The organism is Hyphomicrobium sp. MC1, assembly GCF_000253295.1.
Taxonomy (GTDB): domain Bacteria; phylum Pseudomonadota; class Alphaproteobacteria; order Rhizobiales; family Hyphomicrobiaceae; genus Hyphomicrobium_B.
On sequence record NC_015717.1, the window covers coordinates 4,057,212 to 4,083,727 of the forward strand.

The following is a 26,516-nucleotide window of genomic DNA, read 5'->3' on the forward strand; positions in this document are numbered from 1 at the left end:
AGCTATTACGAAGTAACTGAAAACGCCATAGCTTTTGACATCCGCTTACTTCCGTTTGGTTAAACAGGACTTCATGCCGCGGCCTTACTTCCCCTCACCCGTTGCTGCATTGCGGCATACTACGTGGTGAGCGCCGCTGCTGTTACCAGGGGTACCGCGTTAATCGCTCCCCGATGAACAGAACATTACCAGACTGTGCGGATCCCACCCCAAATCCCGGTACGACAACGAATAAACCTGGATTTAAGTTCAGTCGTCACTGGTCACCCGCATTGGGTCAATTATACTTAAGAGTGCGTTACCGGCCCCGCCCTGCGGATGCCTACCGGTGGATGACAAGGCTGGGACTGAGCTGCAGTGATCTTTTCGTTACGCCCGCCCGTTTCGCTGCTGACCGCTGCAGCCCTGGCGCTCGGCCAGCTCTCGTCCCTGGCCGCCATTGCCGACCCGATCAGCCGCGCCGACTACGAGGCCTGCCAAGCCAAGGACGATGCCTCGCTGAGGGCCGCCGTGGTCAGGATCGTAACGGACGCGATCACGAACGGCACCAAGTCGATCGACTATAAAGTGCTCGTCGCCGACCAGTGGCGGCAGCGGAATCTCGACCAGATCATCGACAACCGCGTCGACATTGCCGTCGCCGAGGTGACGAGCGAGACGAGTTGGTCTGAACGGCTGCAGTCGCTGGCTTATAGCGAGAAGTCGCAGAAGCTCGCGACCATGGTGGCGGAACGCGTTTATCGCTCAGATGCCGTCAAGACCGGCATCGAGGACCTGGCTGCCGGTGTCGCCAAAGAGGTCGGCAAGACCATCGAGTTCGCAAGCTCGGACGCGACCGGCCCCCTGCTCGATTGCCTCAAGGCTTACGTCGGTCCGCGATACGGCGGAGCGGTCGCCAGCGCGCTGGCGGGAGATGCGAGCAAGGGCGTCATCGTCGATCCGAGTAAAGGCTCCGGCGACGTCTCGACGGGAGCGATGCTGAAGGAATCGGGCGCCGGACTGGCCGGCGCGACGATCCTGATCGTTCGCCGTCAGCTTGCAAACCTTGCCGAACGGATCGGCCAGCGTCTGGTTGGCAGCGTCCTGTCGCGGCTCGTGTCGGTGGTCGCGGGGGGCGTCGGGCTTGTCCTGATCGCGAAGGATCTTTGGGATTTCCGCAACGGCGTTCTGCCGATCATTGCCGAGGAGATGAAGGCGCCGGCGACGAAGGATAAGGTGCGCGACGAACTGGCGAACGCGCTTCAGTCGCAAATGAACGATAACGTCAGCGAGATTGCGCAGGCGGCCGCCGATCAGGTCATTCAGGTTTGGCAGTCGTTTCGACGCGCGCACGCCCTTGTACTGCAGCTCGCCGACCAGAATGGTGCGTTCAAGACTTTTCTCGATGGCGTGAAGCCCGAGGCATTGCCGAGGCTCGATGAAGTGGTCTCGATCCTGGTCACGTCGGAAGGCGAACCGTCTATCTTGAAGCGGCTACAGGACGGCACGCTCAATTCGGCCGTTCATCTGATGCCCGACAAAGGCATGGAGATCGCCCGTGATCTCAAATCCATTCAGGCCGGGCTCGATTGGACGGCGCTGGCGGGCGACAAGCTCGGCAACGTCGCCGATTATGAGTTGCATAAGCGGATCAATCCCAAGAACCTTACCCGCGCGTCGCTCGATAGAATCCTGGCGCTCAACGATCGGTCTGCAATCCTTAAGATCGCGAGCGTGCCGCCAGACGCCCGCGATATGCTGTTCACACTCAATTCGTCCGCCCTCGACAGTCTACTGCGCTCATTGTCGGAGGATGAGCTGAAGGCGCTGGCGGGCTATCTTTCCGGGTTGAAACCTGCGCCTCGTGAAAAAGTCTTGCAGGTGGTCGCTGCCGAGCCTGCGAAAATGCAGATCCTGGCTGCGCGCGCCGTCCGCGAGCGGATCATTTCCAGCAGCGACCAACTGGCGGCGGTCAACATGATGCTGGCGCCCGATAAGGGCTTATCGAGCAAAGAGCTTTTCGACGACAGCCAGCTGGTCTGGGAAGGCCGTGTGGCCCCTCTTCTGCTCTGGGACAAACATCCGCGGGCCGTCGCCCTCGCCGGGTTCCTGGCGCTCATCGTCATGTTCTGGCTTGCCCGGCTGTTCCGGCCGAGGCGGTTTTCCCGGCCACAGGCCGACCGCCCTTCGGCTTGAACGGCCGAACCTTTCCACATCAATCGATGCGGTCTCATCTCTGGTGTGATCTGCGCCTGCTATAAGGATTCGCGATTTGGACCCGCGAACAAAAGGGGGCGGACATGCGCGTTCGATTGAGAAGCGAGGAGGGAACTCACGATATGGGATTGAAGGCGCCAAGCATCATAACTTTTATGCTGTCCGTGATTTTGACCGTGGTTGTTCTGATGTCGAAATTTTTCGGTGCAGAGATCCCGATGCTGACCGGAAACGAGTCCTGGGCGATGCTCGTGGCTTACACCATCCTCATGCTTGGCTGCATGGTACGGGGCATGTAGAGGCGCTGAGCTATGCGTCTTGCGTCTAGTCCGAGCTGTATCAATTTATGCCGTTTGTGAGGCCTCCGTTTGCGCGTGCGCAAGGTGTCGCGCGGCATCCGGTGGACTGGAGAGACGACATCTCGGCGCGTATCGATCAGGACATGCCCAAGGAAATTTCTCAGGTCTTTGCACGTCGCGCGCGGCTTTCATCTAAAGCCATCGTTGCTGCGATTGCTTTGACGTTAGCGGCTCTGGCCGCCATGTCGATCGCCGCCCGGCAGGACACCAAGACCTCGGTCATCAACTTTAAGCCCGGCAGTCAAGTATCTGTCGAAACCGGATCAGTCTTAATTCCGGTTGTCGACCGATAACGGCGGCACAAGCGGTCCGGCACGTACCAGACCGCGCACCGAATTTCCTAGATAGATCGTCTTTGCGGCGTTGGCGTCTTCGATCGTAAGACGCGCCTCGACAGCCCGACCTTCATCCAACAGTGCCGCCCGCAGCGTGCCGGGCAACAGACCGGCTGCGAGGCGTGGCGTCAGGAGACGTCCGTCGCGCTCGATAAAGATCGAGGTGCGGCTACCTTCGGCCAACTCACCATTTTCGTTAAGATAGATCACTTCATCGGCACCAAGGGTGTCGTGATAGTGCTTCCATTCGCGGTCGTAGAGTTCGCGCCGCGTGGTCTTGTGATAAAGGAAAAGATCGGCGCTGTTGATCCGCGTATCGGAAATGACGTAGCGCATGACCGCGTCGGCCGCCGTCTCTGGTTGCGGCGTCGCGGTTGCGGAAACGGCACCGTCTTCATCCAACAACAAGCGAACGCGCAGTCGCTGATCAGGCGCCGTTGCAATGGCGGCGTCGATCGCATCCCGCACCTTCTCGGCATCGTAAGAAAACCCGAAATAAGCGGCGGAGGCGGCAAGGCGCGCGAGATGATAGCCCTTCAGCCAGAGGCCGTCTCCCGGCACGTACAGCATCGTTTCGATCAGCTCGAAGCGGCGCACGGGATCGGTCAGGAATTTCATTTTGAGCAGACACTCGGCGTATTCCTTCGGGCCATCGGAATCAGCGACGACGCCCGAACCGATGCCCATTTCGCCGAAGCCCTTACGGTCGATGATGGCCGTGCGGATCGCAACGTTGAACTGCGCCGACCCATCCGGTGAAAACCGGCCGATAGCGCCGCAGTAGACGCCGCGCGGCTCAGTCTCCAGCTCCCGGATCAGTTCCATTGCACGGATCTTTGGCGCGCCCGTGATTGAACCCGGCGGGAAGATCGCTTTCAGAATATCGACGATACCGATGCCGTCTTTCAGACGGGCTTCGACGCCCGACGTCATCTGATGGAGCGTCTTGAAGGTTTCAACGGTGAAGAGATCGGTGACACCGACAGAGCCGAGATCGGCGATGCGGCCGAGGTCGTTGCGCATCAGATCGACGATCATCAGGTTTTCGGCACGGTTCTTCACGTCTTTCGAGAGGGCACTGCGCACTTCGGCTTCGCCTTCGGGCGTACCGGCCCGCGGGGCGGTCCCCTTCATCGGACGCGTCTCGATGATGCGGTCATGCTGCTTGATGAACAGCTCGGGCGAAGACGACAGGATCGTCACATCGCCGGTATCGACGATGCCTGCGTAGGCGACCCGCTGCTTTAAGCGGAGATCGCGATAGAGCGCGAGCGGCGAACCCTGAAGGTTGAACTTCGCCTTGAACGTCAGATTGAGCTGATAGATGTCACCGCTTCTGATGTTCTTTTGAACCTCATTGAAGCGCTTCAGGTAGGAACTGCTATCCCAGCTGTGCGCCAACTCACCGAGCGTCGGATTGCCGATCGCTTCCTCGGTCAGCCACCGCTGGACCTCGCCGCCCGTCAGCTGACGCGGGGCCTCATACAGCCCGAACCACAACAGCGGCACCTTGCGTTGTGTCGGCAAGAGGTGGGTCAGTTTCGGCTCAAGCAGATAGCCAAGCTCGTAGGAGAAGAAGCCGGCAGCATGCAGTCCGCGGCCGATGCCTGCCTGCAATGCCGCGAGCGCAGGGGCGACGTCGTCCGCTGTGTCGGCTCTGATGATTTCGGTGGGGCGCTCGAACAGCTCTGAGATCGCGTCCAGGCTGGTGCTGTTGTCGAGCAGCACAAAGCCCTCGGCCAACGCCGGTGACCGTATCGGCGCGTCTAAGGTCGTCTTGAGCGGCGCTGGACTAACGGTATCAGGGGACGTTCGAGAATTTGACTGCATGCGCCCGCTTCTAGCGCGGCGGCCAGGCGATTGCCACTGCGCGTTCGCACTCAGCAGGTCTGCGCGACTGCTGCACGCCGTCGCGCCGGAATGGCGTGGCCGGCGGTCTCAGCCGCCCCGCCTAGCGGCTCATGCGTGGGATGGGGCGTCTTGGCCGGCCCAGCGCTTTCGATGCTGCATATCCATGGGCCGCTAGACCGATGCCCCAGCCGAGCAACGGCCAGAAGAACCAGATGTGCGCGGGGTTCATGAGATTGACGGCAATCAGGATCGCGTTGACGATGACGTAGGCGATCAAGTGAAACTTGAAGCCTTGGTCCTGAAGAGGGTTATGCATCGTGATCTCCATTCCATCTTGCGATTGCTCAGCATGATGGCATTCGGGGGGGCAGCACATATATAATGGCGAAGCTGGCAAATGCGTATGGTTTATAGTGGCCCCATAGGTGCCATCAGTCCCGGCGCGAAATTGAACTCTCCGGCAGGGACCGGCGTTGATATCGGTCAGCCCGGATTGAAAAGAAAATTGGCCAACGTTCGCGGAGTTCCCATGAATCGCGAGAAGCCCAAGGTGGAAGTCGACAAAGAATTGGACGAGGCGCTCAAGGAGACGTTTCCCGGCAGCGATGCGATTGCCGTCGACAGCCGCGATGACGGGCCGGTGCGGCCAGCCGATCGGAAGCCGCCGATCATCGACAAGGCATTGGTCGATAAGCTTGCCGAAGAGGCCAAAGCAAAAAAGGACTGATTTCGGTCCCGCCAGCATGTTCTAAAGTTTTGCTTTGTAAAAGGCGTTATGGCCTGCTCGGGGCCGCCGGGGCGGGTCCGGAGTTCGCCTCCTGCGAAGACTGCCTGTACGCACCATTTCCGCTTAGTAAAACGTACCAGCCTGCCAGCGCGACGCCGATGAGAAGCACGATTACAGCCAGCCATGAAGAATTTACGGTCGGCCGCCCCATTTCCAAATCGTCCGGGTCGCGGCGAGGATCGAAGTCGGAGATCATCGCGTTCTCTCCCAGATCGTCGTTAGTGCGTTAACAGAGGTATTTAGAAATCGGTTCCGATCCGACGTTTACTATACGACGTTCAGACAATTTGATTGATGTGCGCAATGTCAAACCTGTATCGGGGGCCTCGGACGGGCACGACACAGGGCGGGAACAACTTTTCATGACGCTTCGGCAGGTTGGCGCACTACCCGTGCGAAAATTGCACGGTGGAGGCTTCGAAGTGCTTCTCGTGTCGTCGCGGGAAACACGGCGATGGGTCATTCCGAAGGGCTGGCCGGCAAAGCGCCTAAGCGATCCCAAAGCTGCAGCGCGGGAAGCGCGGCAGGAAGCCGGCGTAACGGGCAAGATCGGCAGCCGTCCGATCGGGACCTATCGCTACAGGAAGAAGATGCCGGAAGGCACCTTTCGCATCGTCGACGTCGATGTCTATCCGCTTTTGGTCAAGAAGCAGCGCAAGAGCTGGCGCGAGCGCGACGAGCGCGTCCGCGTCTGGTTTTCGCAGAGCGATGCCGCGCAGAAAGTCCGCGAACCGAAGTTGAAAGAACTCATCGCGCAGTACGGCACCTGACGTATCGGCTAGCGCGAGCCGCTGGCTTTGTCGTCTGGTTCTTTCTCCCAGCCAAACACCGAGAGACCACCGTAGTCCGGCGAACGCGCACGCTCATGGGCGATGTGCGCTTCGAGGGATGGGCCGCGTGCGGAGCTTTCGAGCCGCCGGGCTTGATCGTCGAGGCGTTTCAGCGCCGCGAGCATTTCGGTGTTGCCAAGCTTCGCTTTCTGCATCGCCGATTTCAGCACGGTGATCGTTTCGTCGTAGACCTTGACCGGAACAGGGAACGGCTGGCGATCCTTGCCGCCGAGCGCCAGGGAAAAGCGACCCGGATCCTGAAAGCGATAAGGCGCGCCGTGGACAACTTCAGCGACCATCGCGAGTGACTGCACCGTTCGCGCGCCGACACCGGGCGTCAACAGTAGCTCCGGAAAATCGACAGGCCCACGCTCGGCCGCTGCCGCCAATGTGGCGTGCAGACGACGGGTGAATACGTCGCTCGAACGGACGTCGTGATGCGCGGGCATGACGAGGTGCGGCAGCGATAGCTGGGCTGACGGCGCTTCGGGCGGCATTTCCGTCTGCAGCTCTTTCACGATCCGGTCGGGACCTAAATGCGCGAGTAGATCGAGCTGCGCGGAACGCGATTTTTCCGCTCGCCGATCCGTGAGATTTATGATCTCGCCTTGCTGAGGCCCTTCGATCGCCGCATGCGGCTGATCGACAAAGCTTGCCAGTGCGCCAGAGTGCCAATGGTAGCGCCGGGCTTGGCGTTTCTCGCCATTCATGCCTTGCTGCACGACCGTCCAGCGGCCTTCTCGCGTAACGAAAAAGCCGTGAAGATAAAGATCGAAACCGTCCTGGACTGCGGCGCTATCGACTTTCGCAACGAGGCGGCTGGCGCGGGTCAGGCCTTGCGCATCGAAGCCGATGCGCTCGCCGAGCAGGTTTAGCTCATCGGGCGTTCGCCGCGAATGCCGGCCACGTCCGCCGCAAACATAGACGCCCAGATCGTCCTTGAGCGGCTCCAGGCCGCGTTTCAAGGCGCCAATGACGCTCGTGGTGATGCCCGAGGAATGCCAATCCATTCCCATGACCGCACCGAACGACTGAAACCAGAAGGGATGTGCCAAACGGCCGAGCAACTCGTCTCGGCCGTAATGCTCAACAATCGCCTGACAGATGACGGCGCCGAGCGTGGCCATGCGCCCCGCAAGCCACGCGGGAACGCGTCCAGTATGAAGTGGAAGATCAGCGCTTCCTGTGCGACGAGCCATGGAATCGTCATCGCATGTTCGTTCGCCGACCGTCAAACGTCAGATGCAGGCGTCAGACGCGTGACCGCGAATCGCCCTGCGCATCGCTTTTGGGGAAAAGCGATAAAACGGGACGGCGCACTTCGCTCCGCAGATAATGCACGGTCGGAGCGGGGCGCTGCGTCGCGGATACGTCCGACAGATCCAAATCGCGAATCGCGCGCTGAAAAGCGGCTTCGTATTTGGCCTTTCTTTGCAGGCGGGACGCGCGCGCCCGACGGGTGAATTCGCCCAGCTTCATACATCGATCCTGTGTTGTAAGGGTCCAATCGGAGCACCGGCGAGCATGTGTCACGCCGGTGCTCCTTAAAAGGGCAGAGCCTATCGCTCCATCCGAGGATGCTAACGCGCTATACGCCGACTCGTTCCACACATTTGCGCAGGCAGCACTTCAACGCCGACTACTGCTCATCACACGATGAACCGACATTGATGAACCGCCATGGAAGGCAGGGCGCAGTGCTGTCGGACCAATCGAACTCGGCCGGAGCGACGTCGAAACCAACTTTGGCGAGACGATCGAAGAAGACCGCAGCGAGCGCATGAAGGTCGAGGCGCCAACAGCTGGCGGATCAGATGTCATCGACTCAACCGGACTTGAGTTGATCACGGCGGCGGTGCCGATCAACGGCCCCATGGAATTCGAACTTGAACTCGTCGCGACGCGCCGGCTCGACAACGATCTCTCGAAGCCAGCTCCACTCAGTGAGGAAAGAAATGATTGCGTAGCCGTCGGCTCGGAGATTATCGCGGGATAGACGCTCGTCGACGTGGGCGGCGAGATCGATGACCCAAGCGATGGCATCGTCGTCGACGTCGTGCCCTGCACGGCATTGAGTGATACACCGGCCGCCGTCGGCGCCAGTTGTGTGACGTCGGGGCTGAGCAACACCGACTCCGAGCTCGTTGGATCGATCTCCAACTGCAGCGGACTGGGGGCCGATGGGTCCACGCGGTTCTCCTCGATCGGCGCCTGGACAAACGTGGACGGCACTTCTGAACTCGACTGAACAGCAGCGGCGCTCGACGATTGCTGGTTTTGTCCTGTGATGGGATTTGGCTGCGTCGGGGTCAACGGACTGGTGGTATTGGGATTAGATGGCGTCAGCGGGCTCGACGTATCCGTTTGAGACGGTGGCGGTGGGGTTGTCGTCTGAGTCTGAGTTTGCTGCGCCGCGTCTTGAGCGGACGCAGCTACGGGCATAAGAGCGACGGTCAGCGCGCTCACAAGTGTTGCGAAAGATTTCTGCATGAACGGCGTCCTTGAGTTCCTACCCGAAGTAGGAACCAGAGCGAATATTGCCCAGTTCCCAAGGGAACAGCGCAGCCCCGCGGAAATCCGATGGCTGACATCGGCATAGGCCGATCAGCCGATGACAATTCTCATATCCGAGTGAAGGGCGCGACCAATTGGTCTTGTCGCGCACTCGCCATGAACCGCCTCCGCTTCGATGAGTTGTCATCCCGAACGGTCGACCATCGAGGGACGTAATATTTTGACGAACGATTTATCGGCATTTGCCAAGCATCCTTATCGTTTCATTGCCGATATCATTCGCGGATATCGGTGGTCTCACTTGGCGATTCTCCTCTCCGTAATCGCCGCGGTGACGTTTTCGGTTTCGACGCAATATGGCGTCAAAAAACTCGTCGATGCGCTTTCAGATCCTACGAAACATCAAACCGTCTGGGCCGCTTTCTTTCTTCTCATTGCATTCATTGCCGCCGACAATCTGTCTTGGCGGCTTGCGGCGTGGATGGGGCACTCGACGTTTACAGGCGTTACCGGCCGTGTCCGTCGGAAGCTTTTTCGGCACCTGACAGGGCACGCGCCAAGCTTCTTCCACGGTCGCGCACCGGGCGCTCTGACGAGTCGCATAACCGCGACTTCTAATGCGCTCTACACCACGGAAAGCATGGTGACATTCAACGCCCTGCCGCCGCTGATCGCGACGGTTGTCTCAATCATCTATTTGACGACAGTCAGCGAAGCGATCGCCCTCACTCTTACGGCCATCGTCGGCGTTGTGGTGGTGATCATGTTCTACTGGGCCGCGCGCGGGACGCCGCTGCACCACACTTATGCGCGTGAGGCTGCAAATGTTGACGGCGACATGATTGATGTCATCTCCAACATCTCCGTTGTCAAATCGTTTGGACGCATGCGCAGCGAACATCGCCGCCTTGGTGGCGTCATCAGCCGCGAAATCCGCGCGCGCAAAGACAGCCTCTACTTTCTGGAACGGCTGCGGATCTTTCACGCGCTGACGACAGCCGTTTTAACGTCGTGCGTGCTGGCGTGGTCGATCGCGCTTTGGCAGGCCGGCCGGGCAACGCCGGGCGACGTCATTCTGGTTTGCACGCTGGGCATTTCCATCCTCAGCGCGACGCGCGATCTCGCCGTGGCGCTCGTTGACGTGACGCAGCATCTCGCCCGCTTTTCCGAAGCACTGCGGACGCTGCTCATCCCGCACGAACTACCGGTCTACGCGTCGGCGAAGCGTGAGGCGACGACGCACGGCACCGTCGAGTTCCGCGATGTCGGCTTCGCCTATCCGGATGGCAAGGAAGTTTTCTCGTCGCTGAACTTCAAGATCGAGCCGGGCGCGCGCGTTGGTATCGTCGGCCCGTCGGGCGCCGGCAAGTCGACGATCTTTGCTCTGATGCAGCGATTCTACGATGTACAGCATGGTGCCATTCTGATCGATGGCGAGGTCAGCGCGACGCTTCCTGACGACGCCTTGCGCAGGACAATCGCCGTCGTGCCGCAGGACATCAGCCTCTTTCATCGCTCGCTTCGGGATAACATTCGCTACGGCCGGCCCGATGCGAGCGATGAAGAGGTCTTAGCCGCGGCCGAAATGGCGCGATGCCTGAGCTTCATCGAACAACTTCCAGATGGGCTCGATGCCATTGTCGGCGACCGCGGCGCGAAACTGTCCGGGGGCCAGCGGCAGCGGATCGCGATTGCCCGCGCCTTCCTGAAGAATGCACCGGTGTTATTGCTCGACGAGGCAACGTCGGCGCTCGATACTCATTCCGAAGAACTGATCCGGGAAGCGCTAACAACGCTGATGCGCGGCCGCACTGTCATCGCTATCGCGCATCGTCTTTCCACGCTGCGCAATTTCGACCGCATTATCGTGATTCAGAATGGCAAAATCGTTCAGGACGGGACACCGGCGTCGCTGATCAGCAAGGCGGGTGCGTACAAATCTCTTGTCGATCTTGAAGTTCGCCGCTTGCAAACGGCAGCGGCGTAAACCGCCCACTCGAGCGCCGATATTCAGCTCAAGCCATGACGACTTTGGCGCCGCCACGGCAATTGGTGACGTCGATCGTCACGACGCCGTGGTGGCGACGTAAGACGAAATCGGCCGAACCTTCGCCCGCACGAATGTTGCGCACCTCAATTTCTCCGGCTCGGAGCGGCAAGCGCGGTGAGCGCAACGTGATGGTGCGCAATGCGCCGTCGATTTCGAGGCCCATCAGCGAGCTGACCATATGGAGCATGGCACCACTGGCCCAGGCTTGCGGCGAACACGCGACGGGATAAAGAATCGGTGCGCGTCCCGGCCGCCGGCGAAAGCCGCAGAACAACTCCGGCAACCGGCCTTGCGACATCTTCAATGCGGCGTCGAGCAACCCATCGAAAATCGGCTCGATGCGCTCCGTCTGTCCGTAGCGCGCAAAACCGGCGCCGATCATGGCGTTGTCATGCGGCCAGATCGAGCCGTTGTGGTAGGACATTGGGTTGTATCGCGCTTCGGTGGTCGCGATCGTGCGAATGCCCCAACCGGAAAAGAAACCTGGCGACAACATCTGCTGGACGACACTGCTAGCGCGATCGGGAGACGCCATGCCCGTGCTCAGCATGTGGCCGGCATTGCTTGAGCGGATCGCGACCCGTTTCTTGGCGCCATCGAGCGCGATGGCATAGGTGCCGATTTCCGGCGACCAGAATTCGCGTTCGAATTTCTGCTGCAGCGCCGCGGCTTGGGTGCGAAGATTTTCCGCGAGTTCTCGATGTTCGAGAATTTCTGCAATTCGTGCAGCGGCAATCTTGGCAGCATAGACATAGCCCTGTACTTCGACGAGAGCGAGCGGGCCTTGGGCGAGCGAACCGTCAGAATGGAAGACGGAATCATGGCTGTCTTTCCAGCCCTGGTTCGCCAATCCCGCTTCGGTTTCCCGCGCGTATTCAACGAAACCGTCCCCGTCGGGATCGCCCGGACCGTCGATCCATTCGAGCGCCTTCAGAATGGCCGGCCAAAGCTCATTCAGGATCTTCGTGTCGCCTGTGACGCCGACGTAAGCTCCGGCAAGGGCGACGAATAGCGGCGTGGAATCGACGCTGCCATAGTAGAGACCAAACGGAATTTCGCGCAGCGCTGCCATTTCGCCGTTTCGCATTTCATGCAAAATTTTTCCCGGTTGCGCATCGGCTGCTGCGTCGTGCTCGACTGCCTGATAGCGTGCGAGACGCCGCAGGACGCCGCGCGCGATCGAAGGGTCGAGCCACAGCACCTGCAGGGCCGTAATCAGCGCATCGCGTCCGAACGTTGTCGAATACCAGGGCGTTCCGGCATAGGGATACGGGCCATCCTCCGTTTCCGTGACCAGAAGCCGGAGGTCGGCGAGCGCACGCGACAGCACCTGATCCAATTCCGAATTGGATACTCGAATGCTTGCGGCCTTCAGCTCGATGCGGCGCTGTGCGCGATGAGCATCGCGCAAGCCTTTGACGTAGGAGCACGGCGGCTGCTTGCGATCCGTTCCGGCGCTGGCTGTAATGAAGACGCGTTTGGATTGCTTGGCTGGAATGTGCAGATGAAAGAAGGCCGAGGTCTCTTTCAGAGATGCCGGCTCGGGATCTATATGGATCGTCGTTTGCCGCACGACGTTGTCTAAGCCGGAGTAAACAAAGCGGACCGCGTTCGGCGCATCAACGACGCGCTTGACACTGCCGCGTTTCTCCCGGCGCATCCCGCGCACTTCGAAAATATCTGCAAAGTCGGCATCGAAGATAAGCGACACCGGCAGCATCAAATCGACGTTGGAGTGATTGGTGAAGACCAAACGCTGACGCAGGGAAGCTTCTCGCACGTACGTCGTCCGAAAGACGTGCACGACATCCTTGTGAAGCCAGAGCGTGCCTTCGGCGAAGACGTCGGTGTTCGTCAGATCGCAACACAGCTGCAGGTCCTTGCTGTCCAGCGTTGAACCGAGCAGCAAAGGCGAATGGCGCGCAATCAGTAACTCGAGCCGCGACAAATATCGCGTATCATTGAAAAAGAAGCCATCGACGTGATTGCCGAACGCGCCAACATCGCCGTGCGTATCGACGACGGCGAAAGCATCGTCATGTTTTAGCGTTTCGTGCGTGCGTGGAGAGCTATCCGCTTCCGCATGAATCCGTTCGATCTCGTTTTCGTCATGATCGGGCTGCCGTGATGGCGCGACTGCCATCGAACCACTCCCTTCCGAAGATATCGCGCCACTCTCACAATCGCAGACGCTCCTCAATGAGCATAGTCACGATCACATCAATTGACGAGCGTTTCCTGCCCTATTGCGACGTCTTCGCCCCGCACCGACACCAACGCGTGTTCTGTTTCCGCGAAGGCGCGGGCGTAAATATCGACGTAATTCATCGCCATCGAGGCAGCGGTGAAGCGCTCATCAAATTGTTGACGAACGCGCACACGGTCGAGTGCGAGAACACGGGGCAGCGCGGCTATCGCGCTTTGAACGTCTTCGACGACAAACCCGGTAACGCCTTCGTCGATGACCTCGCGGACCGATCCGCGGTCGAATGCCAAAATCGGCGCTCCACAGGCCATAGCCTCGATCATGACCATGCCAAAAGGTTCTGGCCAATCGATCGGGAAGAGCAAAGCCGAAGCTTCGCCTAGAAATTTCGCCTTATCGCAATCGCCGATTTCGCCGATGAATTGGATGTCGTCGCCCTGCAGCAGCGGCTTGATGACCTGTTCGAAATATTCGACGTCGACCGCATCGACTTTGGCGGCGACCTTCAGCGGAAAGCCGACGGCGCGGGCGATCTCGATGGCGCGATCCAAGCGTTTTTCTGGAGAAATGCGCCCAATGAACGCAAGATAGCCGCCGCGTGGATTGAATGTCGGCTGATAGAGGTCCTGTGGAATGCCATGATAGATCGTGGCGGCGAAGTTCGCATAAGGGATCGGCGCGCGCTGCGAATCCGAAATCGATATGAGCGGCATTTCTGGAAATGCGCGATAGAGCAATTGCAGGTCGGGCAGGTCCTGGCGACCGTGCAGGGTCGTGATCGTTTTGTCGGCGATAGAACGAAAGAGCGGAAACTGAAATTGATCGATATGAAAATGGATGACGTCGAAACGGGACGCCATCCGGCGGACCTTGTCGATCATCATCATGTAATACGGCAGCGGATCCCTAACGTTGGGATCAGAACGGAGCGCAACATCGCAACACGGGATGAGGTTGGCCGCCGTAACGGAATCGCCGCTGGCGAACAGCGTGACGTCATGACCTTGCGCCACGAGCTCTTCCGTTAAATACGAAGCAATGCGCTCGGTTCCGCCATAAAGCTTGGGCGGCACGCTTTCGATAAGGGGAGCGACTTGCGCAATTTTCATTGATTTCGGCCCTTGTCTCGATCCGGAAGTTGAACGCAGCCCCACGGCTATCGTTCCCCTATTCCCGTGCGACTCGATGTTCGGAAAAGTATTCAGGACCGGTTCAGGGCCATCGCCGCACACATCGCGCATTCATTGGCCCGGTTCCGCGTTCGTCAAAGACAGACAGCGGCGCGCCAGCGAAGATTGCGGAAGACGGGCATTGCTCAAATGCTGCGATAGTCTTGACGTTGCCATGGTTCAGATTGAAGAGAGCAGACCATTCCGATTGAGGAGCTGTAATGAGAATAGGAAAACTTGCGGGGGCCTTTGCCGTCTTCCTGACGCTGGGCACCGCAGCTGCTGAGGCCTCGCCGGGCTACTCCACGGCAAACGTCAACATGCGGACTGGGCCAGACACGGAATTTCCGAGCGTCGGCGTTATTCCGGAAGGCGCGCCCGTCGATGTCCGCGGATGTCTGCGCGATGAGTCGTGGTGCGATGTGATCTGGGGTCCCAATCGCGGCTGGGTCTACAGCGAGTACCTCGGCTTCGACTACCGCGGGCAGACGACGCTCTTGCCGGATGTCGGCATCGCAGCGTTCGGCATTCCCGTCGTGGCATTCGTCGCGTCGGACTATTGGAACCGCTATTACGTCGGCCGCCCATGGTACGCTGACAGAGCACGGTGGTTTGGATTCCGGGTCCACGGGCGTCCCGGCTGGCGCGCACCACCTCCGGGTCCCCGTCACGCCGGTTGGTGGCGCTCCGGCTATCGCGCTCCGGGTGGCATGAAGCCGCCGCCGGGTGCAGGCTGGCACCGTCCGCCGGGAAACTGGGGTAATGGACCGCGTCACGACGGCCCGCGCAACGACGGCCCTCGGCACGATGATCGCCGCCATGATGATCGTCGACCCGACGATCGCCGCTAACGCCCATCATCAGAAGAAAATGAAAGCACTCGGAAGATTGTCTCTTCCGAGTGCTTTTTTTCGATACCGCCGAGACAGCTAGTACTTGCGCAGATTCCGATTTCTCGCCGTCGGATCGATGAAGTTCGGATCGTACTCGCGTCGAATCGGCTTCGGATACGTTGATTTCGTCGACGACGTCGCGGAACCGGAGAGACCTGCACCGGGAAGACTCGACGGTGGAACTCTGACCATCGCGGGATTCGTATCCGACTGTCTTTGATTGAAACGCATCTGCGCGCATGCCGGTCCGGCAAGCGCGACGGTTACCGAAAAGAATAAAATCGCTCGTTTCACGTCGTTCCCCTCCTCCCCTTGCTGCGGCTGTTTACTGGGGTACTAGATTTCCCCGTTCTCGGTAAGCCGCGATTCGCTCGGGGAGGACTTCTGGTCGGGAATGTGGCTCAGGCGTGGCGATTGCCAGGCTGCCGGGAATAGTACCCATTCTATCGCTCCAATAAACGTCGGCCTGAGAAGAAATTCGGCCTTTCTGTTGCCGCGCTTGCATTCCCAAATGCTTGGCGGGGAGCATGGGGACGAACGATGACGCCCATTGCATCTAGGTTATTGCTGACAATTGCCCTCGCGGGCTGTCAGGCCTCCCAGGCACTGGCCGACGACGCGCTTCCCCTGACGTCGTTCGACGCCCCGCTTCCTGCTTTCGTGCCGAATTCAGGACGCGGAAATTTTACCACGGCGCTCAACGACAATCGCGCGTCAGCGACGTCGGCGCGGCGCGCTGCCGAAGCCTTAAGCGCGAAATTTACCGACATCACGACGAATTCGATCGCGAAAGACGATTCTCCCTCAACAACCACACCCGCTCCGGCTCCGGCTCCGGCAGCAAAGCCGACGCCCGCTGCGTCGGTCCAGACACACGCGCCTGTGGCGGCAGTCGATCCGCCCCACATCGTCACGACGAATAGCTCGCGATCCTTCGTGCTCGCATCACGACAGACCGACGGCAACGGCAAAGCGCGCGCACCATCACGACGGCGCTTGACGACAAATGAAAAACGACATCGCCTCCCGCGTGCCGTTGCCGCGCAAGTGGGCGAAACAGGTGAGGGAACTGCAGAGGGTCAGAAGGGATCGGGAAAAGATCTCGCGGCGATCGGCACGAAAGTCGGCTTCCTCGATCTCCTGACCAATCCGTCACTGTGGCCATCGCCTTTTGGAGCGAAGCCGTGATCGGCGATCCGCGCGGGACGGCGTGGGACGCGGATGTCTGACGCGCCGAAGACGGCCTGATGCAGCTTCCGGGCATCGCGCTCGCCACGATCCGCAAGCGAGAAAACGCGCTCGACAACGTCGTCCGTTGCGAGATCGGGGCGACGCGTTCGTGCCTGAGCTAGAATATCGTTCAAGATACGAACGAGAGATTTCAACTCATCCGAGCTGTAACAGCCGTGCATGCGAAAACTTCCAGAGCCCGTTTTGCTCACCGAATCATCCGGGCGAGCGTCTTTCGAGCGCGGTTCCACGACCGGCTCCGACACACAAAACGCGAATGGAAAGCCGCGGTTCCGTTGCCAGCGATAACGATGATTTCATTTGGCACGGGGGGACCGCCCCCGAGTCCGCCGCGTAACACTTGTGGCGACAACCGGCGTCCTATGGCCGCAATGGGTGGTGAAATTGTGCATGCGCTAAAGACGAAGGCGCCCAATGCATGCCAGCATGGAGTCGGTCTGAACTTCTGTGGCTGATGCGGAAGGTGAGCAGATGGGAAATCTGGTTCTTCTAAGTGGTGAACGCGCAAAGAAAGAGTTGGAGGAGAAGCAACGGCTGATTGTCGGGCTCAAAGAGTTGCTTGCCCGCGCTGAGTGCGGAGAGCTTAAGGCAATCTGCTATGCGAGCGTCGATGCGGACGGGCAGAACGTCACGCTGGGCATTCTGCAAGACGACAAGACGGGCCTTCACGAGCTGATCGGCCTATCGCAGATGCTGAGCGACGCTATCCTGCAAAGCGCGCGCGACTAGAGCGATCGATCGACGACCCAGTATGGTCCGGCCCCTTTATCGGGCCGACGGCACATGACGAAAGAAAGTTGCCGACGTTTCGGCAACGGTACGATTGTTCGTTCCATTCGAGATTAAAACAGGTGCGAGGCTTAAGCCGCGCACCTGTTTTTGTAGCTTAGCTGACGTGCTTCTTGGCCGGCTTCTTGGAAGCGACGTGCTTCTTCGTGTGCTTCGAGGCAACGTGCTTCTTCGTCGTCTTTTTGGAGGCGACATGCTTCTTCGTGGTGTGCTTCGTCGCGACATGCTTGTGCGCAACGTGTTTCGTGGCGACATGCTTCGTGGCGTGATGATGATGGTGGACCGGCTTCGTGGCTTCTGCCGCATTGGCAACGCCAGCACCGAGCATCGTGGCAACAGCGGCAACTGCCGCGATCAGGGTCTTGTTCATCGTGGGCTCCATAGGATTTGCAACGTCTGCTGACATTGCCTGATGCCCCTCTGGTACCCTGTTCTTGCTGTCATCAAGATGAATAAAACAATGGATTCGCTATACGTTTTCGTAAGGAGCCCGACCGTCGGCGGCCCTCTTGCGCGCTTTTGGTTGTAGCTCGGCGCATAGCGAATTTTGCGGATGTGGACTTGACCGCAGTGACCCAAATCAGATTGCTTAACATACGCCGACAGCAGCACGTGTGCTGAGTAGTTGTTGCCCCTGGATCTACAGGGTCAACCTCTACCCCGGAGGTGTCATCGGCAGCAGACAGAACCGCGCCGTCCCCAAATGGTTCTGTCCATTGAGCGACAAGCTCAAGAAGAGAGCGGCTTACAATGCCGCTCTCTTCTGCATTTTCAGGGGCATTTTCGACTTTTCGGAACCCACCCCCGACATGAGCCGTTACGCTCTCCATAGACGTATGGAGGACGTACTCATGACGATTGATCATGATCACGATTTCATTGACGTCGCCGACGAAGCCGATGCGCGTCGGGCGGCGCGGATCGTATCGCTGATCGGCCTGCTGGGCGTTCTGGTTCTCGGCGTCGGGCTGATTTCGCTGTTGATGTATGGGCGGATATTGACGGATAGCGACGTCACCGAGCTGACCGCGCGGCCGGCCATAACTGTGCCGCAGGCACCCTCAGTTCCTCAGCCTCAGGCGGACTGACAGCAATCGCAAGAGAGATTGGCGCAGGGAGATGGACCATGGCCTTCTGGCATGAAAACAGGACGCTCGATGACTTGGTGCGGACCAGCGATCGTACGCTCAATGTGCTTGTGATCGTGCTGCTGGCCGCTTTTGCGCTCGGTTCCGGCGCCTATTACTACGGCCAGATGAATCCTCGAGTCGAGACATCGGCCACGGGTACCGGCTCAAATGCGCCTCCTCCTGCCAGTCAGCCAAGGTAGCGGAACAGGAAACATCGTCTCGTTTTGATTCGCGTATTCGCGACGCAGAAACCGTCGCGCATAAATAACCGGGGCGCTTGGACACGCTATAGGCCGACAGCAATATCTTTCGCCGACACTCCCGACGGGATCTGCCTTCCAATCGGAGAGATGTCGTGAAGAAAATCGCAATCGTTGCTGCTACAGCGTGCCTTCTCGCTGCAGATGCGGCAGCGGCTGGTCCGTTCGCTCTTGGCGAACTTGCGCATCCGGGATTGACTCAGAAAACCCATTGGATCCGCAAGAGCTGGCGCGGCTATAGCGGACCGCCGTACGGCATCGAATATTCCCGCGCCTATAGCTACGCCTTCAACTCAAGCTACTACGAATCCGGCTACGCAGGCTGCAGAGGCGTTCAGCACATGTGCGCCAGCCGGTGGGGATGGGTCGGACACGCCTATCGCCGCTGCCTTTCCAACCACCGTTGGTGCTAACGGCGGCGACGGTATGGTCCGGCATTTCGCTGCCGAACCCGACCTGACAATCCTGCAAAATCAAACCGCCTTATTATCTCCAAGGGCATATCATGCTCACGGCGCAACGCGCATTTGCGGGATTTTGCGGCCGTCAAGGCTTATGTTTTGAAATAAATTGTGTGTTGCGATAGCGGCACCCCTGTGGTGGGATTGGGGCGGAAAGTTTGAGTGGACCTCGGGGGTTCTCTCTTAAAAATCGCAGTGGCGACAGTTGCGTTTCGTATGCGCTCGGCTGAAGGGCCGGGCGGTAGTGGGATAGCTGTTGCCGATCGAAAAGATGGGACAAGAGCGATGACTGTTACCCGCCAGTCCGAGGACAAAATCAACGCGCGCGAAGAGGGATTGCTCCCTTTGTGCATCCTTGGATTTATCGCCGTCACGGTTGTGATCGGGTGGCGCCTGTTCGATCACGAGAGGCCGAACATGCCCCGTGCTACTGTGATGATGGACGCAGGCACGCCTCGCGGATAGGCGTCCTCAGCGGAGGGCCGATTGGCCTCAAGGATGGTCGCCATCGTAGTGGGCCACATCCGTGTACATAATATAGCGGCCAGCAACGAAGCCGATTGCGATCAAAATACAAGCGACGGTGAGGATCTTTACGTGGCGATGCATGGTGCCTCGTGCTGGGCATTGGCGTTGAACGGCCGACCGTAGCAGATCCCTAGCCTTTTTGTCTTAAGGCTCTCTTCCAGCGGGACATTGGTCGGCGACACAATTGCCGCTGCCGCGGCGCACCATTTCAGGCTTCGGAAAGCACGCGGGACTTGATCGGGCGAATGGTGGTCGACGAGCCGCGAATACCAGGCCTTGGGCGATAATCGGCGAAGCCCTCCAGCCGTGTGCGGCGTTCCGGATAGACGACGTCGGCCGCCTTTATCCCGAACTGGGCAAATTCCGAGGGCTGCAGGCTGTTTGCCGAGAAAACGACAGGCACCTTAAGGACCTTCACAGCATCGTAGAAATCGAGCGTGTCGGTCTCAACGCTGAACTCGATAATAACAGTTACCGCTTTTGCGGATCGCATGAACGCCAAGGCGGCGGAGAAGGCCTCGAACGCATAAGCGCGGCCTTTGGCAGCTTCGCTCAAGCGCCCGGAAATTACGATTGCTTTGAGGTCATCCCCCACCGCTACCCCGCGTTTATCAAACTTCCTTGCTCATCAGATCCCGTGCCAGTCTAACCGGGAGGCCACGACGGCCAATTCACGATCCGCTCAGTTAAGCAAATAACTGTGGGCCGATTGTGGATAGATCGGCCATGAACCCGCTCCGCACCCGAAAACTGCGGGGACTTTGTGGAACGCGCGAGGTGCGTGCTCTCGCAATTCTATTTGGCTCACATTGAACGGCGGCCAGAGACGTCGCTATTGTTCGCATGCGCAGCAAACCCGCTCGCTACCGCGAAAAACAACTCGGCATTTTGCTGGCGCTTTCTACAGTATTCACAAAGCGTGGGAACGAGGCATACTGATTGCACGTTGGCTAGAAAGGCCGCCAACGTGTGAGCTGTGCGTCATGTTTCGAGACAATGTGATTTGGGTCGATTTTCGCCTGTCAAAAGACATTCGTGCCAGACAGGCCCTGTCATTCGCCGAGCGTATGAAGGCAAGCTCGAATCAGACGCAGCAATATCTGCAAATATCACAAAGCGCTCTCGACGTTATTCGGATGATGTTGGAACGCGATCCGCACACGCCGCGGCGGTCGTGATTTAGGATGCCTGCGGATTATTCGACCAGAGCGGCATCTCATGGGTAACGTTGGACTTCCGTAACGACCAGCGGCCCGATCAATGGAGGAGAACATGGCTCTGTGGGCAGATCCGCATTCTTCCAAAGCCGAAACGCGCATTCCCGATCGGCAAATCGACGACGACGCATTTGAAAGTGCGAACAACGTCGGCTCAAGCTTGCCGATGATGCTCTTGGGGGCTGCATTCGGTATGGCGCTGCTCGGCGTAATTATTCGGCTGGGATATCCCGGCACGGTGACGACCGTGGCAGACCAGACATTGGATCGCCCGGCGTCCACCGCTCCGAACGCAGCCGGCTTACCGTCAGCGCATTAGGATCCGGACGAGAAAGCCAAACCTGCCTTCCGCGCGTTTCTCCCCAACGAAACGGCGCGAGCTCGTCGTGAAAAAATTGCGAGAAGGGATTGGTTGCGGGGGCCAGATTTGAACTGACGACCTTCAGGTTATGAGCCTGTTGACATCGATTTTACGAACTTCCGTAAATATTGCATTCTCACTGCCTGATTTCGACTTTTAGGCTTCAATAACAGCTTTCTAACTGGTTAATGTGAGTCTGGCGTCGTCCGAGCAAGTTTGACGAAATCCGCGTCGTTCTGGTACCCAGCCGGTACCCAGAATATTTGAGGTCACCATGTCTGCGCGTAAGCTCACCGCTCGTTTTGTTGAAACCGCCGTTGCTTCAGCCGGGCGTTTGGAGGTTCGAGACACGAAGGCCCGCGGTCTCGAGCTTCGCGTATCGAAGGCCGGCAGTAAAATCTGGGCGCTCCGCTACCGGCGCCAAAGCGATCGAGCCAAACGCACTGTCACGCTCGGCGCCTTTCCCGACTTCACGCTCGAGCAGGCACGCGACTGGGCAGAGGATCTGAAGCGGGAGATCGCGCGAGGCGAAGATCCTGCGGCTGGCAAGCGCGCTCGCAAAGAGGCGCCGACATTTAAGGAACTGGCCGACGATTGGATCGAGCGGCACGGCAAGGTCAACAAGTCGGAGCGCGCCCGGCGCGACGATCGATCGATGCTCGACCGGCACATCAATCCCGAGATCGGGTCAATGAAGGCCGTCGACATTCGCAAGCGAGACATCATCAAACTCTTGGATACCGTGCAAGCCAAGGGCGATGCCCGAACAAAAGACACCGACACGCCCCGCCTCATGACGCACCGTCCGAACCGCGTCTTTGAAGTTGTGCGCACAATCTTTCGCTGGGCGATCAGCCGAGACGTCCTGCAAATCGATCCGACGGCCGGCGTGTCGCCACCGATCAAACGGGAGAAGGCGCGCGAGCGCGAGCTGACGGCCGACGAGATACGCACGCTTTGGGCAGCGCTTGAGGCTACGCCGGTCGAGCGCCGCAAGCTTCCCAAGGGAGGGCAGATGGGCGAACGCCTCGTCGGCAAGGACGAACTGCATATGACCCGCGCCACCGCCTTAGCCATTCAGCTGTCGCTTGTGACGGCCCAGCGCATCGGCGAAGTCGCCGGCATCGCGAAATCAGAACTCGACCTCAACGATATCGCACCGATTTGGATCATTCCGCGTGAGCGGACGAAGAACGGCGAGCCGAACCGCGTGCCTCTCTCACCATTGGCTGTTAAGCTTTTGCGCGCCGCATTGGCGCTCAGTGAAGGAAACAAGACTTGGCTATTTCCCAGCGCAATCGATCCGCAGAAGCCTATTGACCCGCACGCTCCGACAAAGGCTGTTGAGCGCTCACGCGACGCGCTCGGAATAGAGAACTTTCGCATTCACGATCTGCGGCGCACCGCAGCTACGGGCATGGCGAAGCTCGGCGTTAATCCGCACACGATATCGCTCGTACTCAACCACATCAGCGTGCGGCGCGGGACAATCACCGGCAAGGTCTACGACCAATACTCGTATGACCCTGAGAAACGGGATGCGCTGACAAAGTGGGGCGATCAACTGCTTGAGTTTCTAATGCCGTCAGTCGGCGGCATGTAGCTTATCGATCTGGATCACTCGATGATGTCAAATCATCAGAGTAGTCTGAAAGCCAACTTCTCAAGCTTTTTTGTAAAATACTTGCAGCTCGGCGCTCTTGATCATCAAGCTTGGTGATATCCAATTTCTGCATGCGGGTATTCAAAACCGTAAGATCGAAAAATTTCTCGATGCCTGCACGATCGAAATTCTCGGTTCGCCTAGACACTTTATCTCCCATCGCGTGAGACGAACCTACGCTCATGAATCGAACTATCAGCTTGGCTAGGCCGGAGTCCGTATCGGTCGCAGTAGATATCCATTGCCGCGCCGAACTCTCATCGCCGCTAAACTCGGCCCAACGATACAGAAAACTTACCAAATTCTTATCTTTTAACAGGACATCTCGCCCGAGGGTGGCAAGGCGGTGGGTAAATTTCTCAACCCACAGTGATTTTGCAGCTTCGAGATCCGCGTCGGAAATTTCACCAATTCTTTGGCTCTCCGAGTTTGCGCCTTCGCGCTTTTTCCTAGCTTCCAACTCAATTGAAATCAGCGTTGCTGCCACTGCTAAAGAGTCCGTTGCGCGCATCGCGCCGATAAATATATGGCCCCGGGTTTTCAGATCGCGCAAACGGTTCAGGTACCAAGAAGCGGCGCGCCAAGCGTGCAAAAAACCGGAATCAAAAACGCTGTCTGCCTCTCGCGATAGTTTTTCTCCAATATCAAAAATCTCTGGGAGCAGGACGGCGATATTCTCGATGGGCAGACTCTCTACGCTACCGTCCATTCTTACTGCTAAGTCGTCTAGGATGCCTCTGGCTTGCAGATTCGCAACAACCTCTCTGAGATCGGATGCATTGGCCGAACTAGCCACAAATTCCGCGAAGTCGGATTCGGAGACTGTTGTCTCTGATACTTGAAGTTCAAAATAGCGATCAAACATCCGCGGAGAGCAAACTCTTTTAGCCTTAGTCCAATCCGCGAGCCATTCCTCTCCGTAGTGAGGTCCCTCTATCGTCCATGCGGCTCTCGGAAAAAGCTCCTTCAAAATATCTTTGACCGCTTGTCGGTCGTCGGCCCTGCTACGTTCTATGAGGCTTTGCATTTCGGCTTTGTCGAGCGTGTCTCGCCGATCGCCAGTGAAGCGATGACTCTGCAAAAGAAGGCTCTTCCGTAGAGGCAACGAGGCATACGTTTCTTGCTCGAAAAGCCTCAGCGTCTCTAACGCGCACAAGTCGATGATATTCACTTCGAACGCGCTTTTGCCTCGATAAAGAGGCACCAAAACTGAAAGGGAAGAAAGTAGCCGCTTTGCATCTCGAAGGTTTCGGAGGTACGGCTGCACCCCTCCAATGAACACATTCCCCCATCTTACTTGTTCGAAGCCATTGGCCTCCGTTGCTAAGTCGCCGATGATTGCCTGCAAAGATTCGGTAAAAAAGGAGTAGATTTTTGATTGCGGAACAAGAGGCAGGTCGAAGTTCGCTTGGACAATTTTCTCGAGGTAAGCGCGACCGTTTTTCCCCGCTACAGGATTGAGCGCGCGTTCCACGATGCTCTGTTGATAGAGAAGTACGAAGATAATGTTGGGAAGATTCGCGTTCGCTTTAATCTGGCGAAAAAGTACTCGTATTTCCTTCGGCTGAAGGCGGTCGATATCGTCTACAAAGACGATAAGCGGTCGAGAGCTTTTAGCCAGGCGATCTTCCAAATCGGTTCGCACTGCGTCGAGCGATTCGTTTGATTGATCGCGGCCCAGATAGTTGAGTACCCACACGACAACTTTTATAAGCGCAATCGCTACCAAGAAGATTGGAGCCACAGCCGCGCCGGCGATCTGCGGGAGAGCCAATCCGGCGCTCGTAGCGACAAGCGCTGCTATAACCAACCAGTCCGAAAAGTCGGATTTCGCATCTTTAAGTGGTTGGGCTACGCCTGACAGTATCGCGGCATACTTACGTAGCGCTCTTGCTCGGCTTTGAGCTTTCGACGAGTGAGCGCCCCCGAGTTTGGCAGCCATTTGCGAAAATAGAGCCCGAGCAATCTTTTCGCTACTGCCCCATTGCCACGGGTTAAACTCCAACCAATCGGCTTTACCAGATTGCTTTTGAAGCTGCTCTACAATGAGATTCTTTAGGGACGTTTTTCCAGACCCCCAATCACCCCGGATCGCAAAAACGCGGCCCTCTCGTGCTCTGGAGTACAAAAGCACTTCAGTAATACGAGCGACAAATTGTGACCGACGAAAAATGTCGTCTGGGTGCGATTTGATCGGGACGTCAGCACTCAAATTATCGGGTTGAGACTCTTGCTGTTTTGTCCTCCGCAGCCGTTCGCCAAGCCAAGATTTGAAATTCATATTTGCACCGCTGCGAATCATATGCGGTTTTAGCGTATCGCAAGATTTGCTGCGCTCCACGACGCCATTTCGATTCATCCCCGTGCGAATCGAATTTGCTGCCTCACTAGGCTTTCCTGCGCAATCTCACGCCCGGCTCGCCGCCGTTGAAAAACTCGATGCCGGCCGCGGCGAGCGCGTCTGAAATCTTATCGATGTTTTCGACCGACGCTTTCGACATGCCGCCGTTCTCGAGCCGCTTGATCGTCGACACCACCAAGCCGCTCTCGGTCGCCAACCGCTCCTGATTCCTATCGAGAAGAGCGCGCCGCCGCTTTCATCCGCCGCGATGGAAATTACGATAGTCGTAAAAACCCGTGCCCGGTTGCAGAGCGACGCTTTTGAATCTGCTCAGGTTTTAGCGTGTCGGGACGCCCAACGATGAGCAACAATAAATAACGAAAATCGTTATAACCTATTGTTTTTGCTGTTAATTTCAAGTTTACAGACTCGCGATATTCTGCAGTCGTCTTAAATTCCAAGGTGGCGGTGGCTAACGCCGATCATCGCAGCCTTGAGAAGCTAGTGAGGTCAAAATGAAAACCACAAACAGCAAACCGAACGCGTCTAAAAGCGCCAAAAACCGCACGGCCGACGAGACAGCAGTCTTCAGCAGCAAGAACGACGTCAGGGTCGCAGCAGTTTTGGGAAAAACCTCTGCCGCGCGATGTTTGTATCCCGCGGACATAGCGAAAGACGCGATCGCATTAAGTCGATACGGCCTTCGTGCCCGCTCGGCGACCAGGGCTCAAAAGACCCTAAACAAATTGGTTGCTGAAGCGCAGGCTATCGCTGACCGCTATCACGCGATTGTCGTGAGTGAGCCAGAGTCCAGCAACATCATCTTGGGTCTTCGCTTTCTCGACGGTTCTTTTGCGGACATAGGCCGCGGAATTTTTCGCATTAGCTGAACGAAACTCCCGGAGCGACCTATGATCCTCACGCAACCTAGAATCGTCTCGCAGCACGAGGCTTACCGCCCTTTGCTCGAGCTGCTAAACGACGTGCTCGTGAAGCCGAAAGAAATCGCGGCGCGATACTCTTACACGGAGGTCCATCTAGCGAACCTGCGAAAGAACAATCGCGGATGGCCGTTCATCAAGCTCGACAGCGGCGGCGTTCGCTACCGGCTCAGCGAGATCATCGCCGCTGAAGTGCAAAACACTGCCGGCCCACTAACGGTCGATCGTGTCTGCCTGGCGCTCGCCGCGTGCAAAGAGCTTTCAACGGAGCATCGCGCGATTGCTCAACGGCACATCCGCGCTGCGTTCGAGACGGTGCCGAACCCGAAATAAGGCTTTGTTAATTGGCTCTCCCGACGGCCGCCGCTCATAGTGGCGTCCGTT

27 protein-coding genes and 1 pseudogene are annotated in these 26,516 nt (G+C 58.1%); 18 read left to right on the forward strand and 10 right to left on the reverse strand.

Annotated elements, in window-relative coordinates; genetic code table 11:
• Positions 1-357: 357 nt before the first annotated feature.
• From HYPMC_RS19455 to HYPMC_RS19465, 3 genes are all read left to right on the forward strand, one after another.
• Positions 358-2,175 carry a hypothetical protein gene (locus tag HYPMC_RS19455; protein WP_013949800.1) on the forward strand — a complete coding sequence of 606 codons (1,818 nt, stop codon included), beginning with the start codon at positions 358-360 and terminating at the stop codon, positions 2,173-2,175.
• A 104-nt stretch (positions 2,176-2,279) separates the two neighbouring features.
• A complete protein-coding gene (locus HYPMC_RS19460) occupies positions 2,280-2,495 on the forward strand; it encodes a hypothetical protein (protein ID WP_013949801.1) in 216 nt (71 codons plus the stop codon).
• 47 nt (positions 2,496-2,542) lie between these two features.
• On the forward strand, positions 2,543-2,848 hold the full coding sequence (locus HYPMC_RS19465; RefSeq protein WP_013949802.1) for a hypothetical protein: 306 nt from the start codon (positions 2,543-2,545) through the stop codon (positions 2,846-2,848).
• Here HYPMC_RS19465 and pabB read toward each other — a convergent pair.
• Complete coding sequence (gene pabB, locus HYPMC_RS19470; protein ID WP_013949803.1) at positions 2,825-4,720, reverse strand: aminodeoxychorismate synthase component I; 1,896 nt, start codon at positions 4,718-4,720, stop codon at positions 2,825-2,827. The two genes, HYPMC_RS19465 and pabB, sit on opposite strands and share 24 nt — an antisense overlap.
• 121 nt (positions 4,721-4,841) lie before the next feature.
• The gene (locus HYPMC_RS19475; protein ID WP_013949804.1) at positions 4,842-5,057 is read right to left on the reverse strand and encodes a 2TM domain-containing protein; all 216 of its coding nucleotides are present in this window, start codon (positions 5,055-5,057) and stop codon (positions 4,842-4,844) included.
• A gap of 213 nt (positions 5,058-5,270) precedes the next feature.
• Between HYPMC_RS19475 and HYPMC_RS19480 the strand changes: the two genes are divergently transcribed.
• Both HYPMC_RS19480 and HYPMC_RS19485 read left to right on the forward strand, forming a co-directional pair.
• Complete coding sequence (locus HYPMC_RS19480) at positions 5,271-5,468, forward strand: hypothetical protein (protein WP_024276511.1); 198 nt, start codon at positions 5,271-5,273, stop codon at positions 5,466-5,468.
• A 422-nt stretch (positions 5,469-5,890) separates the two neighbouring features.
• Positions 5,891-6,298 carry an NUDIX hydrolase gene (locus HYPMC_RS19485; protein WP_013949807.1) on the forward strand — a complete coding sequence of 136 codons (408 nt, stop codon included), beginning with the start codon at positions 5,891-5,893 and terminating at the stop codon, positions 6,296-6,298.
• A gap of 8 nt (positions 6,299-6,306) precedes the next feature.
• Here the strand turns inward: HYPMC_RS19485 and HYPMC_RS19490 are convergent, their stop codons facing one another.
• Positions 6,307-7,557, reverse strand: a complete 1,251-nt coding sequence (locus tag HYPMC_RS19490) for a DUF763 domain-containing protein (protein WP_013949808.1) — start codon at positions 7,555-7,557, stop codon at positions 6,307-6,309.
• A 52-nt stretch (positions 7,558-7,609) separates the two neighbouring features.
• On the reverse strand, positions 7,610-7,837 hold the full coding sequence (locus HYPMC_RS19495; protein ID WP_013949809.1) for a hypothetical protein: 228 nt from the start codon (positions 7,835-7,837) through the stop codon (positions 7,610-7,612).
• Between the two features lie 301 nt (positions 7,838-8,138).
• Here HYPMC_RS19495 and HYPMC_RS19500 point away from each other — a divergent pair, with 301 nt between their 5' ends.
• The 3 genes from HYPMC_RS19500 (at position 8,139) to HYPMC_RS19510 (ending at position 10,859) form a co-directional block, all read left to right on the forward strand.
• Positions 8,139-8,354 carry a hypothetical protein gene (locus tag HYPMC_RS19500; RefSeq protein WP_013949810.1) on the forward strand — a complete coding sequence of 72 codons (216 nt, stop codon included), beginning with the start codon at positions 8,139-8,141 and terminating at the stop codon, positions 8,352-8,354.
• A 12-nt stretch (positions 8,355-8,366) separates the two neighbouring features.
• Positions 8,367-8,606, forward strand: coding sequence for a hypothetical protein (locus HYPMC_RS19505; RefSeq protein ID WP_024276513.1), 240 nt, complete (start codon positions 8,367-8,369; stop codon positions 8,604-8,606).
• Positions 8,607-9,047: 441 nt separating this feature from the next.
• Positions 9,048-10,859 carry an ABC transporter ATP-binding protein gene (locus HYPMC_RS19510; protein ID WP_013949811.1) on the forward strand — a complete coding sequence of 604 codons (1,812 nt, stop codon included), beginning with the start codon at positions 9,048-9,050 and terminating at the stop codon, positions 10,857-10,859.
• A gap of 28 nt (positions 10,860-10,887) precedes the next feature.
• Here the strand turns inward: HYPMC_RS19510 and HYPMC_RS19515 are convergent, their stop codons facing one another.
• Together HYPMC_RS19515 and HYPMC_RS19520 are read right to left on the reverse strand one after the other, a co-directional pair.
• Positions 10,888-13,065 (reverse strand): glycogen debranching N-terminal domain-containing protein, encoded by a 2,178-nt coding sequence (locus HYPMC_RS19515; RefSeq protein ID WP_013949812.1) that lies wholly within the window; start codon positions 13,063-13,065, stop codon positions 10,888-10,890.
• A gap of 77 nt (positions 13,066-13,142) precedes the next feature.
• Complete coding sequence (locus HYPMC_RS19520; protein ID WP_013949814.1) at positions 13,143-14,237, reverse strand: glycosyltransferase family 4 protein; 1,095 nt, start codon at positions 14,235-14,237, stop codon at positions 13,143-13,145.
• 281 nt (positions 14,238-14,518) lie between these two features.
• Here HYPMC_RS19520 and HYPMC_RS23450 point away from each other — a divergent pair, with 281 nt between their 5' ends.
• From HYPMC_RS23450 to HYPMC_RS19540, 3 genes are all read left to right on the forward strand, one after another.
• The gene (locus tag HYPMC_RS23450) at positions 14,519-15,148 is read left to right on the forward strand and encodes an SH3 domain-containing protein (protein ID WP_013949815.1); all 630 of its coding nucleotides are present in this window, start codon (positions 14,519-14,521) and stop codon (positions 15,146-15,148) included.
• A gap of 582 nt (positions 15,149-15,730) precedes the next feature.
• A complete protein-coding gene (locus HYPMC_RS19535) occupies positions 15,731-16,378 on the forward strand; it encodes a hypothetical protein (RefSeq protein WP_013949818.1) in 648 nt (215 codons plus the stop codon).
• 534 nt (positions 16,379-16,912) lie between these two features.
• A complete protein-coding gene (locus tag HYPMC_RS19540; protein WP_013949821.1) occupies positions 16,913-17,170 on the forward strand; it encodes a hypothetical protein in 258 nt (85 codons plus the stop codon).
• Between the two features lie 157 nt (positions 17,171-17,327).
• Here HYPMC_RS19540 and HYPMC_RS19545 read toward each other — a convergent pair whose 3' ends face one another.
• On the reverse strand, positions 17,328-17,600 hold the full coding sequence (locus HYPMC_RS19545; protein WP_013949822.1) for a hypothetical protein: 273 nt from the start codon (positions 17,598-17,600) through the stop codon (positions 17,328-17,330).
• Positions 17,601-18,081: 481 nt separating this feature from the next.
• Here HYPMC_RS19545 and HYPMC_RS19550 point away from each other — a divergent pair, with 481 nt between their 5' ends.
• The 3 genes from HYPMC_RS19550 (at position 18,082) to HYPMC_RS19560 (ending at position 19,033) form a co-directional block, all read left to right on the forward strand.
• Positions 18,082-18,318 (forward strand): hypothetical protein, encoded by a 237-nt coding sequence (locus HYPMC_RS19550; RefSeq protein ID WP_155831286.1) that lies wholly within the window; start codon positions 18,082-18,084, stop codon positions 18,316-18,318.
• Between the two features lie 38 nt (positions 18,319-18,356).
• Positions 18,357-18,560 carry a histone deacetylase gene (locus tag HYPMC_RS19555; RefSeq protein WP_013949825.1) on the forward strand — a complete coding sequence of 68 codons (204 nt, stop codon included), beginning with the start codon at positions 18,357-18,359 and terminating at the stop codon, positions 18,558-18,560.
• Between the two features lie 155 nt (positions 18,561-18,715).
• Positions 18,716-19,033 (forward strand): hypothetical protein, encoded by a 318-nt coding sequence (locus HYPMC_RS19560; RefSeq protein ID WP_013949826.1) that lies wholly within the window; start codon positions 18,716-18,718, stop codon positions 19,031-19,033.
• A gap of 784 nt (positions 19,034-19,817) precedes the next feature.
• On the opposite strand, the gene HYPMC_RS19570 is transcribed toward HYPMC_RS19560, so the two are convergent.
• Entirely contained in the window at positions 19,818-20,204 is a 387-nt protein-coding gene (locus tag HYPMC_RS19570; protein WP_013949828.1) for a hypothetical protein, read from the reverse strand.
• A gap of 677 nt (positions 20,205-20,881) precedes the next feature.
• On the opposite strand from HYPMC_RS19570, the gene HYPMC_RS19580 reads away from it, so the two are divergent.
• A complete protein-coding gene (locus HYPMC_RS19580; RefSeq protein WP_013949829.1) occupies positions 20,882-21,145 on the forward strand; it encodes a hypothetical protein in 264 nt (87 codons plus the stop codon).
• 316 nt (positions 21,146-21,461) lie between these two features.
• Entirely contained in the window at positions 21,462-22,790 is a 1,329-nt protein-coding gene (locus tag HYPMC_RS19585; RefSeq protein ID WP_013949830.1) for a site-specific integrase, read from the forward strand.
• A 1-nt stretch (position 22,791) separates the two neighbouring features.
• On the opposite strand, the gene HYPMC_RS19590 is transcribed toward HYPMC_RS19585, so the two are convergent.
• Positions 22,792-25,191 (reverse strand): P-loop NTPase fold protein, encoded by a 2,400-nt coding sequence (locus HYPMC_RS19590; RefSeq protein ID WP_157135477.1) that lies wholly within the window; start codon positions 25,189-25,191, stop codon positions 22,792-22,794.
• Between the two features lie 46 nt (positions 25,192-25,237).
• A pseudogene (locus HYPMC_RS23890) lies at positions 25,238-25,435 on the reverse strand (helix-turn-helix domain-containing protein); the annotation flags it as partial.
• Between the two features lie 271 nt (positions 25,436-25,706).
• On the opposite strand from HYPMC_RS23890, the gene HYPMC_RS19600 reads away from it, so the two are divergent.
• Positions 25,707-26,081, forward strand: coding sequence for a hypothetical protein (locus HYPMC_RS19600; protein ID WP_041300408.1), 375 nt, complete (start codon positions 25,707-25,709; stop codon positions 26,079-26,081).
• Positions 26,082-26,102: 21 nt separating this feature from the next.
• On the forward strand, positions 26,103-26,465 hold the full coding sequence (locus HYPMC_RS19605) for a hypothetical protein (protein WP_013949835.1): 363 nt from the start codon (positions 26,103-26,105) through the stop codon (positions 26,463-26,465).
• The last annotated feature ends 51 nt before the right edge of the window (positions 26,466-26,516 follow it).